Annotated in this window: 21 protein-coding genes and 2 pseudogenes; 13 read left to right on the forward strand and 10 right to left on the reverse strand. The window is 48.4% G+C overall.

Annotated elements, in window-relative coordinates:
* Positions 1-147: 147 nt before the first annotated feature.
* From trpB to DWZ40_RS19975, 10 genes and pseudogenes are all read right to left on the reverse strand, one after another.
* A pseudogene (gene trpB / locus DWZ40_RS04550) lies at positions 148-1026 on the reverse strand (tryptophan synthase subunit beta); the annotation flags it as partial.
* A 387-nt stretch (positions 1027-1413) separates the two neighbouring features.
* On the reverse strand, positions 1414-2067 hold the full coding sequence (gene fsa / locus DWZ40_RS04560; RefSeq protein ID WP_118541187.1) for a fructose-6-phosphate aldolase: 654 nt from the start codon (positions 2065-2067) through the stop codon (positions 1414-1416).
* A 208-nt stretch (positions 2068-2275) separates the two neighbouring features.
* The gene (locus tag DWZ40_RS04565) at positions 2276-2968 is read right to left on the reverse strand and encodes an L-ribulose-5-phosphate 4-epimerase (protein ID WP_118541189.1); all 693 of its coding nucleotides are present in this window, start codon (positions 2966-2968) and stop codon (positions 2276-2278) included.
* Positions 2969-3177: 209 nt separating this feature from the next.
* The gene (locus tag DWZ40_RS04570; protein ID WP_118541191.1) at positions 3178-4794 is read right to left on the reverse strand and encodes an FGGY-family carbohydrate kinase; all 1617 of its coding nucleotides are present in this window, start codon (positions 4792-4794) and stop codon (positions 3178-3180) included.
* A 200-nt stretch (positions 4795-4994) separates the two neighbouring features.
* The gene (locus tag DWZ40_RS19745) at positions 4995-5138 is read right to left on the reverse strand and encodes a hypothetical protein (RefSeq protein WP_195715064.1); all 144 of its coding nucleotides are present in this window, start codon (positions 5136-5138) and stop codon (positions 4995-4997) included.
* A gap of 163 nt (positions 5139-5301) precedes the next feature.
* A complete protein-coding gene (locus DWZ40_RS04580) occupies positions 5302-5595 on the reverse strand; it encodes a hypothetical protein (RefSeq protein ID WP_118541195.1) in 294 nt (97 codons plus the stop codon).
* Positions 5596-5802: 207 nt separating this feature from the next.
* Complete coding sequence (locus tag DWZ40_RS04585) at positions 5803-6855, reverse strand: NrtA/SsuA/CpmA family ABC transporter substrate-binding protein (protein WP_118541197.1); 1053 nt, start codon at positions 6853-6855, stop codon at positions 5803-5805.
* Between the two features lie 19 nt (positions 6856-6874).
* Complete coding sequence (locus DWZ40_RS04590) at positions 6875-7588, reverse strand: ABC transporter ATP-binding protein (protein ID WP_118541249.1); 714 nt, start codon at positions 7586-7588, stop codon at positions 6875-6877.
* A 24-nt stretch (positions 7589-7612) separates the two neighbouring features.
* Positions 7613-8449 carry an ABC transporter permease gene (locus tag DWZ40_RS04595; RefSeq protein ID WP_118541199.1) on the reverse strand — a complete coding sequence of 279 codons (837 nt, stop codon included), beginning with the start codon at positions 8447-8449 and terminating at the stop codon, positions 7613-7615.
* On the reverse strand, positions 8446-8970 hold the full coding sequence (locus DWZ40_RS19975; RefSeq protein ID WP_243035194.1) for a hypothetical protein: 525 nt from the start codon (positions 8968-8970) through the stop codon (positions 8446-8448). The genes DWZ40_RS04595 and DWZ40_RS19975 overlap by 4 nt, the downstream gene beginning before the upstream one ends.
* A gap of 193 nt (positions 8971-9163) precedes the next feature.
* Here DWZ40_RS19975 and DWZ40_RS19750 point away from each other — a divergent pair.
* The 13 genes and pseudogenes from DWZ40_RS19750 to DWZ40_RS04670 all read left to right on the forward strand — a co-directional run.
* A pseudogene (locus tag DWZ40_RS19750) lies at positions 9164-9385 on the forward strand (phosphotransferase); the annotation flags it as partial.
* 362 nt (positions 9386-9747) lie between these two features.
* Positions 9748-11667, forward strand: a complete 1920-nt coding sequence (tet(32), locus tag DWZ40_RS04610) for a tetracycline resistance ribosomal protection protein Tet(32) (RefSeq protein WP_002602099.1) — start codon at positions 9748-9750, stop codon at positions 11665-11667.
* An 81-nt stretch (positions 11668-11748) separates the two neighbouring features.
* A complete protein-coding gene (locus DWZ40_RS04615; RefSeq protein WP_002602098.1) occupies positions 11749-12093 on the forward strand; it encodes a helix-turn-helix transcriptional regulator in 345 nt (114 codons plus the stop codon).
* A gap of 323 nt (positions 12094-12416) precedes the next feature.
* Positions 12417-13184 carry a class I SAM-dependent methyltransferase gene (locus DWZ40_RS04620; RefSeq protein ID WP_002602097.1) on the forward strand — a complete coding sequence of 256 codons (768 nt, stop codon included), beginning with the start codon at positions 12417-12419 and terminating at the stop codon, positions 13182-13184.
* Positions 13185-13388: 204 nt separating this feature from the next.
* Positions 13389-13835 carry a sigma-70 family RNA polymerase sigma factor gene (locus tag DWZ40_RS04625; protein ID WP_002602096.1) on the forward strand — a complete coding sequence of 149 codons (447 nt, stop codon included), beginning with the start codon at positions 13389-13391 and terminating at the stop codon, positions 13833-13835.
* Entirely contained in the window at positions 13825-14028 is a 204-nt protein-coding gene (locus DWZ40_RS04630) for a helix-turn-helix domain-containing protein (RefSeq protein WP_002602095.1), read from the forward strand. Before DWZ40_RS04625 ends, DWZ40_RS04630 begins: the two co-directional genes overlap by 11 nt.
* Before the next feature lie 533 nt (positions 14029-14561).
* Complete coding sequence (locus tag DWZ40_RS04635) at positions 14562-14960, forward strand: plasmid mobilization relaxosome protein MobC (protein WP_002602094.1); 399 nt, start codon at positions 14562-14564, stop codon at positions 14958-14960.
* On the forward strand, positions 14932-16554 hold the full coding sequence (locus DWZ40_RS04640) for a relaxase/mobilization nuclease domain-containing protein (RefSeq protein WP_002602093.1): 1623 nt from the start codon (positions 14932-14934) through the stop codon (positions 16552-16554). Before DWZ40_RS04635 ends, DWZ40_RS04640 begins: the two co-directional genes overlap by 29 nt.
* 186 nt (positions 16555-16740) lie before the next feature.
* Complete coding sequence (locus tag DWZ40_RS04650) at positions 16741-16932, forward strand: hypothetical protein (RefSeq protein ID WP_006058351.1); 192 nt, start codon at positions 16741-16743, stop codon at positions 16930-16932.
* Positions 16922-17680, forward strand: coding sequence for a phage replisome organizer N-terminal domain-containing protein (locus DWZ40_RS04655; protein ID WP_002605636.1), 759 nt, complete (start codon positions 16922-16924; stop codon positions 17678-17680). The genes DWZ40_RS04650 and DWZ40_RS04655 overlap by 11 nt, the downstream gene beginning before the upstream one ends.
* Complete coding sequence (locus DWZ40_RS04660) at positions 17677-18534, forward strand: ATP-binding protein (RefSeq protein ID WP_002605635.1); 858 nt, start codon at positions 17677-17679, stop codon at positions 18532-18534. Before DWZ40_RS04655 ends, DWZ40_RS04660 begins: the two co-directional genes overlap by 4 nt.
* A complete protein-coding gene (locus DWZ40_RS04665; RefSeq protein WP_002605634.1) occupies positions 18531-18713 on the forward strand; it encodes a transposon-encoded TnpW family protein in 183 nt (60 codons plus the stop codon). The genes DWZ40_RS04660 and DWZ40_RS04665 overlap by 4 nt, the downstream gene beginning before the upstream one ends.
* Positions 18714-18813: 100 nt before the next feature.
* Positions 18814-19337, forward strand: a 524-nt coding sequence (locus DWZ40_RS04670) for a recombinase family protein (RefSeq protein WP_182431614.1), incomplete at its 3' end; no start/stop codon positions are given.

The raw sequence follows: 19337 nt of genomic DNA on the forward strand, positions 1-19337 counted from the left end.
TCGACAGGTTCTGACAAAATATAACGTTTCCAAAGGAGCGTTTTCTGTTTCCGCCACACCTGCGTAAGCAAACAGCAGCAAGCACAAAAATTACTGGTTATGCACCGCCTCACACAGTTCCCGCACATAAGCCTGAATATGCTCCGATGCGATCTGCCCGTATTCGTCCTGGCAGAAATACGATTTCATGCCGTGGAAGATCCCCAGACGTCCTGTGGCAATGGTTGCTGCCGTTTCAGCGGTATTCACACCCCGTCCGGCTGCCTCGCAGCCGATCAGCTGCACGTCTTTGTCTTCAATAAAGTGGTAAAACGCTCCGATCGCGTTGGAGCCACCGCCCACGCAGGCCAGCACAGCATCCGGAAGCCGTCCTTCTTTCTCTAACATCTGCTGCTTGATCTCTTTGGAGATCACTGACTGAAAATCTCTCACGATCGTCGGAAACGGATGCGGTCCCATGCAGGAACCAAGCACATAGTGGGTATCCTCAATGCGGTTCGTCCACTCCCGCATAGTCTCAGATACCGCATCTTTTAAGGTTCCGGTTCCGGATGTCACCGCATGGACTTTCGCTCCCAAAAGACGCATCCGGTATACATTCAAAGCCTGGCGTCTGGTATCTTCCTCGCCCATGAAAACCTCACATTCCATTCCCACGAGGGCCGCCACCGTTGCAGTTGCCACACCGTGCTGACCGGCTCCGGTCTCCGCGATGCCCCTGGTCTTTCCCATCTTTTTTGCCAAAAGCATCTGACCGATGACGTTGTTGATCTTGTGGGCACCGGTATGGTTTAAATTCTCACGCTTTAAATAGATCTTTGCCCCACCAAGATCTTTCGTCATGCGCTCCGCATAGTAAAGGCGGGACGGGCGGCCTGCATATTCATTTAACATGGTTGTCAGTTCCCGGTTAAACTCCGGATCATCTTTATAATGCTTATATGCCTCTTCCAGCTCGATCACTGCATTCATCAGGGTTTCTGGAATGTACTGACCGCCGTGAATACCAAATCTGCCTTTGCTCATAATAGTTCCTCCTCATTTGCTTTGTGGTTATTTCAAAAGAAACAAGCAATCAACGGAGTTCTCTTTCCAAAAACATTTCCAGAAAAGAAAAAATCCCGGCATAGCCAAAGCTATGCCGGGACGAATGTGATCATGGTACCACCCGATTTTCACAGAATCAAAAAGCAGATATTCCACATCGGAATATCTGCCACCAATCTGTCTCATATCCAGGTACGGAAACACTTCCTACTGAGCGAATTTACAAACTCAGGATTTTTGTTTCGATACCCGTATCCATTAACGCTGGAACACGGCCTCAGCTACTTGCGAAAGCGTTCGCCTGGCGTCTCACAAACCCATTCCAAAAGAAGCTTCATACTATCTGTCAACTATTAATTTTACAGATTATTCTCCAAATACAGCCTTGTAGTCTGCCTGGAATTTCTCAATACCCTGATCGGTTAACGGATGCTTGGTCATCTGAACCAGTACCTTGTACGGAACGGTTGCGATGTCAGCACCTGCCTTTGCGCAGTCGATCACATGGATCGGGTTGCGGATGCTTGCTGCAATGATCTCGGTCTGGATGTCGTGCATCATGAAGATCTCGGTGATCTCGTTAATCAGATCAATGCCTGGCATGGAGATGTCGTCCAGTCTGCCAAGGAACGGGGAAACATAGGTTGCGCCTGCTCTTGCAGCTAACAGTGCCTGTGCTGCGGAGAAGATCAGGGTTACATTGGTCTTGATGCCCTCTGCATGCAGAACCTTCACTGCCTTTAAGCCTTCTACGGTCATCGGGATCTTAACAACCATGTTTGGATGAATGGCTGCGATCTCACGTCCCTCTTTGATCATGCCCTCTGCGTCAGTGGTGGTTGCCTTTACCTCACCGCTGATCGGTCCGTCTACGATGGAAGCGATCTCTGCGATAACCTGATTAAAATCGCGGCCCTCTTTTGCGATCAGGGACGGGTTGGTGGTAACACCACAGATAATGCCCATATCGTTTGCTTTGCGGATCTCGTCTACATTCGCGGTATCTACGAAAAATTTCATGATTAAAAATCCCCCTTATTTTTTGATGTTTGTGACTGTAAAGGTAAAGAGCAGTCACGATATTCTATCAAAATTGTACTACCTGTCTGCAAATTTTGCAAACAATTTTTCATTTTTACGCACAATTTTACCTGAATTTATGATTGTGGTTCACGTAAGGTTCCTGTACACGCGCAAGTGTGTCCGGCAGCCAGATTTTCGATTCCTGTTATTTCTGACCGTAATAAGCATTTGGTCCATGTTTTCTCATAAAGTGCTTGTCCTGCATACACTGCGGCGTGCGGTTATCTGCATTCGGATTGATGAGCTCCGTCATAAAGTTCATCTTTGCGATCTCTTCCAGCACGACTGCATTGTGAACAGCCTCCGCTGCATTCTTGCCCCAGGTAAACGGTCCATGGTTCTTGCAGAGAACAGCCGGAACATACATCGGGTTTTTGCCTTTGAAGGTTTCCACGATAACAAGGCCGGTGTTCTTTTCGTAACCTTCCTCGATTTCCTCTGCAGTTAAGTTTCTCGCACACGGAATCTCGCCATAGAAATAATCTGCATGAGTGGTTCCGTAGCACGGAAGTCCTCTTCCTGCCTGTGCCCATGCCGTTGCATGCGGGGAATGGGTATGTACAATGCCGCCAATCTCCGGGAATGCTTTATAAAGCTCTACATGGGTCGGGGTATCGGAGGAAGGATTCATGGTTCCCTCTACCCGGTTTCCGTTTAAATCCATAACTACCATATCTTCCGGTTTTAACAGATCATAATCAACTCCGCTTGGTTTGATTACAAATAAGCCGCTCTCCCGGTCAATTCCACTGACGTTGCCCCAGGTATACGTGATGAGTCCGCGCTTTGGCAGCTCCATATTTGCCTCATATACCTGCTGTTTTAATGCTTCCAGCATACCTTTTTTCCTCCCATTTCTTACTGCTTTTCCAGCAGCTCTATTCTGTCCGGACCTGTCTCTGGTTTCTTCTGGTCTTTCTCTGGTTTTTCTGCTTTATCCTTTTTCTCTTTTCCTTTGCAGTTTTCCCAGCCTTATTGTAAAAGTGCCCGGATCAAAGGGCCAGAGGAGGTTGTCACCTCCAGCCCCATTCCAAACCTGCATGTCCTTCAAGCCTTCTCCGGCATTGCCTCCACGGCTGCCCGCTCAACCGGCAGACCTGCATGGTAGCGTACCATAAATTCATCAAAGCCCTTGACATCGTCTGCATCCGGCTCTACGACTGTGCCGTGCTGGCCGCCAAATACCTTATTCTCCAGATATGCATCCAGAGTCTCACCGTCTTCCTTCCATACACGGTAGGATGCAAGCAGTGCTGCGCCCCATGCACCGCCCTCTCCGGCTGTCTCCATGACCTCGACCGGAACCCCGGCTGCTGCTGCCATGATCTTCTGGCCCACGCCCTTAGTCTTAAAGAGACCGCCATGTCCTAACAGGACGTCCAGCTTAACCTGCTCTTCGCGGAACAGAATGTCAAGACCGGTCTTTAATGCGCCAAGGGAAGTATACAGATGGGTTCTCATAAAGTTTGCCAGATTGAATTTATCGTCCGGGCGACGTACAAATAACGGGCGTCCCTCTTCGAAACCAGTGATATGCTCACCAGAGAAGTAGTTGTATGCCAGAAGTCCTCCGCAGTCCTTATCGCCCTCTAAGGCCTTGTTATAAAGAACACCAAACAGGCGGTTCATATCGACCTCCATGCCCATGCTCTCCATAAACTCTTTAAACAGGTTTACCCATGCATTTAAGTCAGAAGTGCAGTTGTTGCAGTGTACCATGCCTACCAGGTCTCCGGCCGGTGTGGTAACCAGATCGATCTCCGGGTGTACCTTCTTTAATTCTTTCTCCAGAACGACCATTGCAAATACGCTGGTGCCTGCGGATACATTACCGGTACGCACCTTAACGCTGTTCGTTGCAGTCATGCCAGTACCTGCATCCCCCTCCGGCGGACACATCGGGATGCCTGCCTCCAGGTTTCCGCTTACATCCAGAAGCTTTGCACCTTCGGCTGTCAGGGAACCTGCATCCTCACCGGCAACCAGAGCCTTCGGCAGGATGTCGCGAAGCTTCCAGGGATAGCCCTTCTCTGCTACCAGTGCATCGAACTTTTCTACCATCTTCTGGTCAAAATCGTGGTTGTGGATGTCAACCGGGAACATACCTGCTACATCGCCGATGCCCAGGACCTTCTGCCCGGTCAGCTTCCAGTGTACATAGCCTTCCAGGGTAATCATATAATCGATATCCGGAACATGCGGCTCTCCGTTTAAGATCGCCTGATACAGATGTGCGATGCTCCAGCGCTGCGGGATCGGATAAGAAAACAGCTCTGTCAGCTTCTCGGAAGCCTCTCCGGTGATGGTATTTCTCCAGGTACGGAACGGAACTAAAAGCTCTCCGTTCTTATCGAATACCATATAACCATGCATCATGGCACTGATGCCGATGCCGCCTACTGTATGCAGTGTTTCGCCATACTGGCTCTTTACATCCTCTGCCAGCTTTGTGTATGCATCCTGGATGCCACTCCAGATATCCTCTAAGGTATAAGTCCAGATACCATCGGTTAAGCGGTTCTCCCAGTCATGGGCACCGGATGCGATGGGCGTGTGGTCCTCTCCCACTAAAACAGCCTTGATACGGGTGGAACCGAACTCAATACCGAGAGCGGTTTTCTTTTCCCGGATCCACTGTGCGATTGTCTCTTTATTTGCACTCATGCGTATACCCTCCTTGCATTTCAATGGTTTTATTTTACTACTTTTTCACAAAAAAGTCTTGTGTTTTTCGTCTGTTTTTCCCATTTTTGCCACAATGTTGTACTTTCTCTTGCCTGATTTCAAAATCCTGTCATGTATCTTTGTATAAATATTGTCGTATTTTAGCAATTTTTGCTCATTGAAAAGACAACTTTCTCTGATCAGATAACCCGGCGCACGCAAAGGATCGTCCGGTATGTCGCATAGCTCGTAATGATCCCATTTTTCGTATTGCTGGCATGAACAATTTTTCTTTTTGCTTCTTCAATCTGACTTTCTGTGCCAGCCAGAGTGTTCTTTATCACCGGTGCGGGCTGACAGATTGCTGATGCAAATTGCTGTGGAGGGCGTGGAACAGATTGGTAATCCCACATATCAAATGTCTGTGACAGCCGTGGCACTGTATGGCACGATTCTCCTGCGTATGCCTGCGACGGCAGCACCGGCTGCTCCAGCTGCACCGTTCTTCTACCTGCTGCACACCGACATGCCATCAAGTACACAGGGAAGCAGACGGTTTCCCGCATCCTTCTGAAAAAGAAATGCACCACGGATCTTATCCTCGGTTCCAACTACGCAGCTGACATCCAGATCATAATCCTCCTGTTCTTCAGACAATGCCTCTCTCTCTTCTTTTTTCTTTAAGTCTGAAACCAGATGCTTCCATCTTTCTCCCGGCAAATCCCGGAGCGGCCACGCCGTCTTTCCTGGCGTTTTTCCGGAAAAGACCGGGCTGTTTCCGATATCGCCCGATGTTTCCAAAAGCTGGTAATCGTCCCGGAGCTCAAATTATATGATCTAAATCATGCTGTAAAATGTAGAAAATTGGAGTGTGTCAATGAAGTCAATACCAATTTTTCTCAGATTGTTACTACCCAAAAAAGGATGGATTCGCCATCACAGCAAATCCATCCTTCTTATTCTCCTGTGTACAAACTTTTTATCCTGTTTCGTTGCACTGCAACAATTTTATTTGATAAACAGGCTGTTTACATCCAGTGCCTCATCGATCATGCCGGACTCCAGCATGAAATCTGCAGTCTTCTGGAATCCATCGATGTCATCCTCGCTGATATCCAGGGAGAAATCGTAGTAGTCATACATCTCTCTGACCGCTTCCTCATCCAGATCAAGCTCCTTTGCCACGATGCTCATGGTCTCGTCCGGGTTTTCCTTCATGAAATCCGCAATCTCCTGCTGGGATTTTTCAAGCTGCGCGATCACCTCCGGATGCTCATCATAGAACTTCTGGGTGGTAGCCACTGCAATGATCGCCTTGACGAGTCCCTCTCCATCGGTTACCTTGTGGTAGCCCTGTTTGTCAGCATTGTAAGCAACCGCACCAGCTAACAGTGCTGCGTCTACGCTGCCGCCATCCAGGCCTGCCTTCGCATCCGGGATGCTCATGCTCACATAATTTACATCATCTATGCTCATGCCAGCCTGAGCCAGGTAAGATACTAAAAGCTCATGCAGGTTTGTACCAGCCGGACCTGCAATGGTCTTGCCCTTTAAGCTCTCCGGAGTAGTCAGGCTCTCGTCCTTGGAATACATGCAGAATGCCTTCGGGGAACGGCTGTACATATTCAATACTTTAATATCCGCACCATTCGCTGCAGACAGGATCACAGAAGTTGCGCCAACTGCATATAAAACCTGCACATCGCCGGATGCCAGCGCCTGTGTCTGATCCGCGCCGGAGGTAATCTCCGCGTACTCGGTAGAAATGCCCATCTCACCGAAATCCTTCTCAAAAATTCCCTGGTCCTTCTCAATGATCGTCGGCACATTCAGCGGAGACGTTACATAAGTAAATACCAGCTTGTCCAGATCAGATCCTGCCGCTTCGCTTTTCTCTGCCTCGCTCTCTGCGGCATCTGTTTCTGCGCCTGTTTCCTGCGCAGTACTTTCTGCAGCACTTTCAGCTGCCGTTGTCTCAGCCTCTTTCTTAGAACTTCCGCAGCCAGTCAGGGACGATACTGTCATGCATGCAGCAAGTCCCAGTGCGATCCATTTTCTCATAATGTTGTTTCCTCCTCAGTCACATAAAATTTAGATTGTTTATAATATCCCGTTTCAGGGAAATAAAACCGTCATTCAGAAGATTTCTCTCCTCTGCCGGTGTCTCCACCGGATACACCTTTTTCACCAGACCCTTTTCGATCACTACGATCCGGTCTCCCAGGATCAAAGCCTCATCAATGCTGTGTGTCACAAACAGGATGCTTCCCTGTTTTTCTTTCTGCACCCGCAAAAGCTCCTTCTGCATCTGTGCCCTCGTAAAATGATCCAGAGCCGCAAAAGGCTCGTCCATCATAATAAAATCTGGTTCATATGCTAACGCCCTTGCGATCGCCGCCCGCTGCTTCATGCCTCCGGAAAGCTGGGATGGAAAGGCTTTCTCAAACCCAGAAAGGCCAACTGTATGGATCAGCTTCCGGATCATTTCCGGATCCTGCCTGTTTTTCTTTACGCCAAACACCACATTGTCCCAGACATTCAGCCACGGCATCAGCCGCGGTTCCTGGAAGACAAACGCAGTCTTATGGTTTCCATCCCACAAAATCTCACCGCCATCCGCTTCTTCCAGCCCGCCGGTCAGGCGCAAAAGCGTCGTTTTTCCACAACCGCTCTGTCCCAGGATCACCGTGATCGTTCCAGCTGGAATATCCAGATCGATGCCATTTAACACCGGGACGGTCCGGTCCTCGACCTGGTAGGATTTCTGTATGTTTTTTAATCGAATTCCAGTCATTGCTGCCATGTTCTCCATTTTTCACTATCTTTCACTATCTGTCCCTCTCACGGTTGCCAGGCACCAGCTCGTGACAAATCCAAATAACCAGTCTGTCAGATATCCGACCAGTCCGATCACCAGAATGCCAACAATGACCTTATCGGTCCGTGACATCTGCTGGGCAAAGAGGATCATATGCCCCAGTCCCGTGGATGCCGCCACCATCTCCGCTCCGATGATCGCACGCCAGCTGTAGCCCAGGCCAATACGCATCCCCACCAGAATGTCTGCCATCGCATACGGCAGTACGATCCGGAAAAACTTCTGACGTTTCGAATATCCAAACATCGTCCCGACCTCCAGAAGCTTTTTGTCACAGCCGGTAAAGCCTTTCACGATATTTAAATACATCGGAAAAAACGAAGCCAGCACAATGATCACTGTCTTGGTTGTCTCCCCAATCCCACACCACAGGATCAGAAGCGGGATCATGCTCAGCGGCGGTACATTGCGGAAAAACTGCACTGCATGCTCATAAAAACCGGAAGTTGCCGGAAACAAAGCACGGAGCATGCCAAGCACAAATGCCAGAACAAAGGCGATAGTAAATCCTTTGATCACGCGCAGAAAGCTGATGCCAATGTCCCGCGCAAGTTCTCCGCTCTGCAGCATCTTCAAAAAACTTTGAAATACTTTTTGGGGTGACGGAAGCACGTAAGCACTTAAAAGCTCCATGCGGCATACCAGATACCAGGCCGCAAAAACAACAAGCACACCAGCAACAGGCTGAAGAAAGGATAACGGAATGCCGATCCTGCCTCCCCGTTTTTGCCGGAAAGCACGGTCAGTGCGAATGTATGCTTTCTTTTTTTCCTTCATCGTACTCCATCCCCCATATGACAGCCCTGACTGCAGTAAAGCAGTTCCAGAAGCAGCGGATCGCGCTTCATTTTGCCATATCCTGAATCTGAAACCTTTTTCCGTCTTTCAGATTCTCTTTCTGCTTTCTGTCCTGCAGCTTCTCCTTCTGATAAACCACCTGCCACCACCTCACCGCTCTGCCCCAGATAAGTCTCAATCTCTTCTCTTCCGCTTAAGCTTACCACCGGGACCTTAAGATCTGCAAAAAATCCTGGTGGAATCGGGCTGGCCTCCGGTGCATCTTCCGGTGTCTCGCCAAGCTCAGCAAGGAAATCCTTCCAGCTCACAAAACGGGTCCGCGGCAATTCTAACGCATTTCCCTGCTCTGCCAGAATGCGGCAGGGTGTCGTGATAATCTTGTCTCCATCTGCCAGATCGCTTCTGGCACTGAGTTCCCTGGCACAATGCTCATGTACGGTAAGGAAGCAAGCAACCGAAAACAAGAGATAGACCGCCAGCACTACACTATTCCGAACCAAAGACCAAAAGATAAGCATTGTGGGAAAATCTAAACTTTTGGATTTTCCTACAATGCCGACTACGGCGGAATCCTTCCCACTCCTTATATCTTTATTTCCGTATACATTGAATTTGTATTTAGTAAATGCTATAATGTCCCTATTCAAATTATAAATGTGTTGAATTAGTTACATGTACATATTTTTTGTGCCGCATAAATACCCTGTTGAGGTTGTCGTTCTTTGTCCAGATGTGGAAACAATAAAAGGAAGGGAACGATACAGGGAGAAAACAGGCTATTCCGGCTTTACGGTTGAAACCTTATACGATACATTTATGCAGACAACACCACGGATCGGCTTTTGGCTGGACAATTCCAACCAAACACCACAGCAGACAGCAGAAACCATTCTGAACGCCAGAAAGTCGGTATGATTGTTACATATAAGGGGAAGAAAAATTTCTTTTAGGTACTTTCTTTCCTAAAACTAATGTGATATAATAGCATCATTCCAAAAAAGGAGTAAAAAATATGCGGCAAGGTATTCTTAAATAAAACTATAATCAAATAGTGGGAACAAAGGATTATGATAGTCCCTTTTGTGGGGGCTTGGTTTTTTGTACCCAATTTAAGAATACTTTTGCCTTATCAATTTTGACATATCCGAAAAACAGCAATCACAAACAGGTGTATGCTGTATATGTGTATGTCCGCAAATTATAATCCCCAGTGGTAAAAGTATTTTACTGCTGGGGATTTTTATGCCCTTTTGGGGCTGTAAAAGGAGGACAATCACATGAAAATAATCAATATTGGAATTCTCGCCCATGTAGACGCAGGAAAAACAACATTGACGGAAAGCCTGCTGTACACCAGTGGAGCGATTGCGGAACAAGGAAACGTGGATAAAGGAACTACAAGAACAGACACTATGATTTTGGAACGGCAGCGCGGAATTACCATTCAGACAGCGGTTACTTCTTTTTGCTGGAATGATTATAAAATCAATATCGTGGACACTCCCGGTCATATGGATTTTTTAACCGAAGCATACCGCTCTTTATCTGTCCTTGACGGAGCTGTTTTAGTCATTTCGGCAAAAGACGGCGTACAGGCACAAACCCGTATATTATTCCATGCGCTTCAGAAAATGGACATTCCGACAATTATCTTTATAAATAAGATAGACCAAAATGGGATCGACCTGCGGCGTGTTTACCAAAGCATTAAAGATAAACTTACCAGTGATATGATTGTCATGCAGGAGGTTTCCCTGTCGCCAAAGATAACCATGACCGATATTTCTGATTTGGACAAATGGGATATGATTATTTCCGGAAGCGATGAACTATTAGAACGATATGTTGCAGAGGATTCTTTGGATATACAGGAATTACAATATGAAAAGTGCAAAAGAACCAGATGCTGCTCTTTGTTTCCTGTTTATCATGGGAGTGCAAAAGACAATTTAGGAACAGAAAAACTGATTGAAGCGATTACAGAAACTTTCATTACAGAAACAGACGATATTCAGTCTGAATTATGTGGATATGTTTTTAAGGTTGAGTATACAGAGCGGAAAAAACGGCTTTCTTATTTACGCCTGTATCATGGGACGCTCCATTTACGGGATACCCTGCTGCTGTCAAAAAAGGAAAAAATAAAGATTACAGAAATGTGTATTCCGTCAAATGGTGAAATCGTCCCGGTTGACCATGCCTGTCCGGGAGAAATTGTTATTTTAGCTGATGATACTTTGAAACTGAACGACATTCTGGGAAATGAAAAACTCCTGCCTCACAAAACACGGATTGATAATCCCATGCCATTACTTCGGACAACGGTAGAGCCGCAAAAGCCGGAGCAAAGGGAAGCCCTGTTAAATGCCCTCACAGAGATTGCTGATACAGACCCTCTTTTGCATTTTGACATTGATACTGTTACACATGAGATTATATTATCTTTTTTGGGAAAAGTACAGTTAGAAGTTATTTGTTCGCTATTAGAAGAAAAATATCATGTGGGCGTGGCTATGAAAGAGCCTTCGGTTATTTATCTGGAAAGACCGCAAAAAAAAGCGAGCTACACGATTCATATTGAAGTGCCGCCGAATCCGTTTTGGGCATCTATTGGTTTGACTGTAACACCGCTTCCTGTTGGAAGCGGAACACAATATAAAAGCGAGGTATCTCTCGGCTATTTAAACCAAAGTTTTCAAAATGCCGTCATGGAGGGTGTGCGTTATGGAATGGAGCAGGGCTTATATGGCTGGGGAGTGACAGACTGCCAAATTTGTTTTGATTATGGAGTTTATTACAGCCCGGTCAGCACCCCCGCTGATTTTCGTTTTCTTGCGCCTGTCGTGTTGGAGCAGGCATTGAAAAAAGCAGGAACACAACTGTTGGAACCATACCTTTCCTTTACCCTTTTTGCACCGCAGGAATATCTTTCACGGGCTTATAATGACGCACCAAAGTATTGCGCAATCATTGAATCAACCAGACTTGAAAAAGATGAAGTTATTTTTAAGGGGGAAATCCCTGCCCGTTGTATTGGTGAATATAGAAATGATTTGAATTTTTATACAAATGGAAGAAGTGTCTGCATTACAGAATTAAAAGGGTATCAGGAAACTTCCGGCGAGCCTGTGTTTCAGCCACGCCGCCCGAACAGCCGTTTAGACAAGATCCGGCATATGTTTCAGAAGATAATGTAACATCTTGCGCAATGCAAACGTTCATTGCTGGCTATTGCGAAATATCATTGATAAAATCAGCATCAGAGAGGAGGAACCATTTTGAACCAGAAACAGACGGATATTACAACAGGAAAGCAAATACGTCATCTGCGAACACAATCGGGAATGACACAGGAAGAACTGGCTGGGAAATTGAATGTTACCCGGCAGGCGCTATCGAATTGGGAGAGAGATGTTAATGAACCCGATTTAAATACGTTGAAAAAAATTTGTTTTCTTTTTGGAGTCCACATGGACGATTTTGCGAAGGAGGTAATAACAAAAATGGAAACATGTGAAAAAAAGAGAAACGACAATTTAATAAGTATGATATGGCAATTGGACTTTTTTATGGTGTCGGGATATTTCTTGGCATTGGTATTTTCTTTGTTGGCGGTTTTATGACAATGTCGGGTGCAGGGTGGGGAGCATCACTATTTGGCGGTGGCTGTTTTTCTCTTGTATTTGGCTTGATATGCCATGCAGTTATTACATTGAGAAGAAATGACAAATGATGACATATCCTGCTTTCTAGTCTTTTCGGTCATATCGCGTAAAAAAGCCGCTGCTTTTGGCTTTCCAATAGCGGCGGCAAAGGGAAATATCCTTTGAATACCTTACAGAAGAAAAGTTTTGCAGCATTATAAAAATAAAAGCCTATACCATTTTGGAAAGAAAAGATACATAATAGTCAAGACGGCAACAATCAGAAGTTATGGAGGGTAACAATGGAATATAGTAAGGAAGATTTAATGGAAGCAAAAAGGCAAATTTTGGGAGTGGGAGAGAACATGGGAACAGAGGAAAGCAAAAAGATCTGGGAGAAAAACGCACAATTTTGGGATGATGCAATGGGTGACGAATCCAATGAATTTCACAGAGAGGTAGTACGTCCCAAAGTAACGGAACTTCTCTCTCCTGATCCTTCGGATTACATTTTGGATATTGCGTGCGGCAATGGAAATTATTCTTCGTATCTTGCACAGAGAGGCGCTTCGGTCGTCGCTTTTGATTACAGCAAAAAAATGATAGAATTGGCTAAAAGACGGCGATCACAATATGCAAAACAAATTGAGTTTTGCGTAGCGGATGCGACCAATAGAGAAAGCTTATTAGGATTAAAAAGAAATCGAGCCTTTACGAAAGCAGTTTCTAATATGGCAATTATGGATATTACGGATATTGAACCGCTTTTTATGGCTGTTTATGAACTATTGGAGGAAAACGGGATTTTTGTCTTTGCAACGCAGCACCCTTGTTTTATCACATTGACTGAAAAATATATGACACCGCACAGTTACTATGATATAGCGATCGAAGGGCAGCCGGAGGAGCAGATTTATTATCATCGTTCCATACAAGATATTTTTAACCTTTGTTTCAGAGCTGGATTTGTCATTGATGGATTTTATGAAGAATGTTTCAAAAACAATAAAGAAATTCCTATGGTAATGATAGTAAGGCTTAAAAAGGTAAAACGTGATAGCTTAAAATAAATTCAAGTTTGCCGGATAAATAGCAAACCCGGCCGAGCCAGTCAACGGTCAAGATGAACGGGCTTCGCCCGCCGTTGACAGCCCCGCCCGGTTTTGCAGTTAGGCAGTCAAGGAGCGACAGCCTAAAGTGCTGCCGCCCCTTACTATCATAAAAAGCAACTACTAACCAGCCACAGCCCTTTTGGGAGGAAAGGGGGATTTTCCATGACCTGTACAGAAGAATATCGGGAACATATCGAGTACACTTTCCATGCCTTTTGCAAAGTCGTTATCCGAAATGCAACGATCAACGCAGCGAGGACACGGAGCAGGAAGCACAAAAGAGAAATATCCCTTGAATACCTCACAGACGAAAAGCACTACCCTTTAGGCACGACAGATGAATATTTCCAAGCCCCGGAGCCGGACGAGGAATACATACTTACCCTTTGCGGCGATACGGTCATTTTCAGCAGCGGTTTACTTGCGGAAGCCCTGTCACGGCTGGACGAACGGGAGCGGGAAATGATTTACCTGTCCTTTTTCAAGCGTATTCCACAGCACGAAATTGGCAGACAGTACGGGCGCAGCCGCAGCACAGCGGGCTACCATATCCGAAAAGCCCTACGGCAGCTCCAAGCGGAAATGGAGGGAATGGCATATGAGAAATAATAGGCTTCTCCCCTATGAAACAATCGTCCAAGCCGCCAGCGGGGAGCCGGAAGCGGTGGGAACTGTATTGCAGTATTACCGCCGCCGCATACAATGTGCCGCCCGTGTGAATGGACGGGTAGACCAAGATACAGAGGACTACATCACCCAGACGCTTCTCACAGCTATTTTCAAGTTCCGCTTTGGGAGATAGCCCTACCGCCTACAACTGAATAACCGCCGCTTCGCCGGCAACCAGAAAGCAGTAAATCTATTCAACAGATTTGCTGCTTTTTTTCGTTCCTGTTTGGCATTTTTGAAAATCCCCAGTATGAAAAAACAAAAGGGAAAATAGCCGCCGCAGTTGGCAAAATCCCTTACTTATCCGTAGAGGGTATCAAAGAAAAAAATACTGCCATTGTCCGCCTATTCCGGCTTGCGTGGTGTTGTAGGGAATAGAGGGGAAATTCTAAAAATCTCCGTCCATTTTGCTTTGCGTGGTGTTGTAGGTAGTGAAAGGAAAATTTTCAAGATAAGCCGGAATAGCGGGTAGCAAAGCCCTTTTGAAACGTTTTGTTAGCGGAAAGGACGGGAGCCGGGGAACGCCGGAGTTTTTCAGAGCAAGATTCTACCGAGGTGCCAAAATTCGCTCTCCGCTTATTTTTGCCCCTGCGGGAATCTTGTTGGGGAGTGCCTTCCCCAAACCCTGCTATGCGCCCTGTCGGGCGAGAAAGGAGGTCACAGACCATGCGAAAGAAATACAATACGCCCCACCGCCGTCATGTGGTAAAGACCCGCATGACCGATGAAGAATACGCCGACTTCACCGGGCGGCTGGCGGCTTATGAAATCAGCCAGTCCGAGTTTATCCGGCAAGCCATACGGAAAGCGACCATACGCCCCATTGTCACCGTTTCCCCGGTCAATGACGGGCTGCTTGCCGCCCTCTCCAAGCTCACGGCAGAGTACGGGAAAATCGGCGGCAACTTAAACCAGATTGCCCGGAGCCTGAACGAATACGGAAGCCCCTACCGGGGGCTGGAAAAGGAAGTGCGGGGAGCCGCCGCCGACCTTGCCGCCTTGAAGTTTGAAGTCTTGCAGAAAGTAGGTGAAGCCGTTGGCGATACTCAAACATATCAGCTCTAAAAATGCCAACTACGGGGACGCTGAAAAATACCTCACATTCGAGCATGACGAGTTTACCATGAAGCCCACCCTTGACGCAGACGGGCGGCTCATACCGAGGGTAGACTACCGCATATCCTCTCTGAATTGTGGCGGGGAGGATTTTGCCGTTGCCTGTATGCGCTCCAATCTCCGCTACGGCAAGAACCAGAAACGGGAGGACGTAAAGAGCCACCACTACATCATCAGCTTTGACCCACGGGACGGCCCGGACAACGGCTTGACCGTTGATCGGGCGCAGGAGCTGGGCGAGAAGTTCTGCGCCGAGCATTTCCCCGGACACCAGGCCCTTGTCTGCACCCACCCGGACGGACACAGCCACACCGAAAATATCCATGTGCATATCGTCATTAACAGTCTGCGGATTGCGGAGGTTCCCATGCTGCCCCACATGGACAGGCCAGCGGACAGGAAAGCAGGCTGCAAGCACCGCTGTACGGACGCAGCTATGAACTATCTGAAAGCCGAAGTCATGGAGATGTGCCACAGCGAGGGGCTTTACCAGATAGACCTTTTGAACGGCAGCAAAGAACGCATTACCGAGCGTGAGTATTGGGCGCAGAAGAAAGGACAGGCTGCCCTTGACAGAGCCAACGCCCCTATTGCTGCGGACGGTATCGCGCCCCGGCAGACCAAGTTTGAAACGGATAAGGCGAAGCTGCGCCGGACTATCCGGGAAGCCCTTGCCGCTGCTTCCGGCTTTGATGAGTTTGCCGCCCTGCTTCTCCGGCATGGTGTGACCGTCAAGGAGAGCCGGGGGCGGCTAAGTTACCTCACGCCGGACAGGACGAAGCCAATTACCGCCCGGAAGCTGGGGGACGATTTTGACCGGGCTGCTGTCCTCTCCGTTTTGGAGCAGAACGCCGCCAGAGCCGCCGAAAAACCCGCAGCCATAGCGGAATACCCCGGCAGTATCAAAGACCGCTTACGGACGAAAAAAGAAGCGAAAAACGCCCCGAACAATGACGCTGTACAGCGCATGGTAGACATAGCCGCCAAGCGAGCCGAGGGGAAAGGACGGGGCTATGAGAAGTGGGCGACCATGCACAACCTCAAACAGATGTCGGCTACCCTCATGCTCTACCAGCAGTATGGCTTTTCTTCCCCGGACGAGCTGGACGCTGCCATTTCCGCAGCCAACACCGCCACGCAGGAGAGCCTTGCCGGACTGAAAGGGCTGGAAGCCGCTATCCGGGAGAAAAAGGAATTGCAGCGCAACCTTTTGGGCTATATCGGCACGAAGCCCGCCCGTGACGGTCTGAAAGCGCAGAAATCGGAGAAAGCCCGGAGAGCCTACCGGGAACAGCACGAAAGCGATTTTATCATAGCGGACACAGCCGCCCGTTATTTCCGGGAGCATGGAATAACCAAGCTGCCAGCCAGCAAAGCCCTGCAAAGGGAGATTGAGCAGCTTACCGTCCAGAAGAACGCCGGATATAACGACTACCGGGAGAAACGCCAGCGGGCGCAGGAGCTTCAGACAGTCAGACGCAATATCGACCAGATTTTAAGGGGCGCACCGAGCCAGCAGAAAAAGCGTGAACAGGAGCGTTAAAGACCGCCCCGAAATGATACCGAAACCCTACAAAAATACAGGTATGATATGAACCCTTACCGCAATACTCCCCGACTTCCAAACGGGGCTTACAGGGCAGAAAAAGCCCGAAAATGATACCGAGAACATACAGAAAATGCCCCCTATCCCGCTACACCGATAGGAACGGCAGAAAGGAGCTTACCATTGCCGAGAATGAGCAAGAAGCGGCGGCTGGAATGGTCTTTCTTCCTCAACCACCGCAACCGTATCACTTACAACGACCTATGCCGGGGCTGCACCCGTGACTGCAAACAGAGCTTCCGGGCGGTTATCATACTATGCCCTCGCTATTATTCCAAACGCTGGAAAAAGGAGGACGCAGCCTATGGCAGATAACCGCAAATATTACTACCTCAAGCTGAAAGAGAGCTATTTTGACGATGATGCAATCGTTCTGCTGGAAAGTATGCAGGACGGCGTTATCTATTCCAACATTCTCTTGAAGCTGTACTTGAAATCGCTGAAAAACGGCGGGAAATTGCAGCTTGACGAGAATATCCCCTACACCGCCCAGATGATTGCGACCATTACCCGCCAGCAGGTAGGTACCGTAGAGAGAGCTTTGAAAATCTTTATGAAGCTGGGGCTTGTGGAGCCTTTGCCAAGCGGCGCACTCTACATGAGCAACATTGAGCTTTTAATCGGCCAGTCCTCTACCGAGGGGGAGCGCAAGCGCAGGGCGCGGCTGGCTTTGCAGGAACAAAAAGCCCTGCCGCAGACAGGGGCGGACAAATGTCCACCATATCGAGCGGACATTTGTCCACCAGAGATAGAGATAGAGAAAGAGATAGATATAGAAATAGAAAAAGAGAGAGAGTTAGAAACGGGACACCCCGCCCCCGCCGCCTATGGCAGATACCACAATGTCATTCTTTCCGATACGGAGCTTGACGGGCTGAAAACAGAGCTTCCCGGCAAGTGGGAGTATTACATTGACCGCCTATCCTGCCATATCGCTTCCAGCGGGAGGAAATACAAGAGCCATGCAGCCACGATTTTCAAGTGGGCGCAGGAGGACGCAGCCAAGAAAGCCCCGAAAAAGGGCATACCCGATTATACCTGTAAGGAGGGCGAGAGCTTATGACGAATGGATTTGATGAAATGATTTTGAATATGACCGACACCACGCCGGAGCCGGAGGACTACACCGGCGAGGACGGGCTTTTATACTGCGGGAAGTGCCACAAGCCCAAAGAGGGCTATTTCCCCAAAGAAACCGCCGCATGGCTGGGGCGTGACCGCCACCCGGCAGAATGTGACTGCCAGCGGGCAGAGCGTGAGGAACGGGAAGCCGCAGAGAAACAGCGCAGTCACCTTGAAACTGTCGAGCGGTTGAAGCGGCGGGGCTTTACAGACCCGGCTATGCAGGGCTGGACGTTTGAGAACGACAACGGCAAGTGCCCGCAAATGGAACACGCCCATTTCTATGTGGAGAACTGGGAAACCATGAAAGAGCGCAACATTGGCTATCTGCTATGGGGCGGCGTTGGCACAGGCAAGAGCTATTTTGCGGGCTGTATCGCAAATGCCCTTATGGAGCGTGAAATCCCCGTGTGCATGACAAACTTTGCATTGATATTGGGTGACCTTGCCGCCAGCTTTGAGGGCAGGAATGAATATATCTCCCGACTTTGCAGCTTCCCGCTGCTTATCCTTGACGATTTTGGAATGGAACGGGGAACGGAATACGGCTTAGAGCAGGTCTACAACGTGATTGACAGCCGTTACCGCAGCGGCAGGCCGCTGATCGTCACGACTAATCTCACGCTGGAGGACTTGCAGCACCCGGAGGACACCGCCCACGCCCGCATTTATGACCGTCTGATTGAAATGTGTTCTCCTGTCCGCTTTACCGGGAGCAACTTCCGAAAAGCCACGGCGCAGGAGAAAATGGGACAACTGAAAAAGCTGATGAACAGAAAGGAGAGCCGCCTATGACCAACACCCCAAAGAATGACCGCAGCACCCGCCGCCCGGATTGCGTGACGGAAATCCGCATAGGTAATTCTGTCCTTGTCGTTTCCGGCTATTTCAAGCAGGACACCACCGCCACCGCCGCCGATAAAATGCTGAAAGTGCTGGAAGCGGAAGCTGCTACACAAAAATCGGCAATTTGACGGGACGTAAAGAAGCAGAAAGGACTGTACAGCCAGCCCCGGCGTGTGGTATGATAGTCATACGGAATAGTGGGGCTGGCTGTCGGAAATGGAGGACACTATGTTAAGACAGACCACCCGAAACCTTATTACCGCCCTTTATCCGAGATTATCCCACGAGGACGAGCTGCAAGGTGAGAGCAATTCTATTTCAAACCAGAAGCGTATTCTTGAAACCTATGCGAAGCAGAACGGCTTTTCCAATCTGCAATGGTACACAGATGACGGTTATTCTAGGGCGAACTTCCAAAGACCCGGTTTTCAAGCCATGCTTGCGGACATTGAAGCCGGAAAAGTCGGCACCGTTATCGTCAAGGATATGTCACGGTTAGGGCGAAACTATCTGCAAGTGGGAATGTATACGGAAATGATTTTCCCACAGAAAGGCGTCCGCTTTATCGCTATCAATGACGGAGTGGACAGCGCACAGGGCGACAATGATTTTGCCCCTCTGCGGAACATTTTTAACGAATGGCTGGTGAGAGATACGAGCAAGAAAATCAAAGCAGTAAAACGGTCTAAGGGTATGAGCGGGAAGCCCGTCACGAGCAAACCCGTATACGGCTACTTTATGGACGAGGACGA

Origin of the sequence: Clostridium sp. AF32-12BH, from assembly GCF_003477935.1 — a bacterium.
Taxonomy (GTDB): domain Bacteria; phylum Bacillota; class Clostridia; order Lachnospirales; family Lachnospiraceae; genus Brotaphodocola.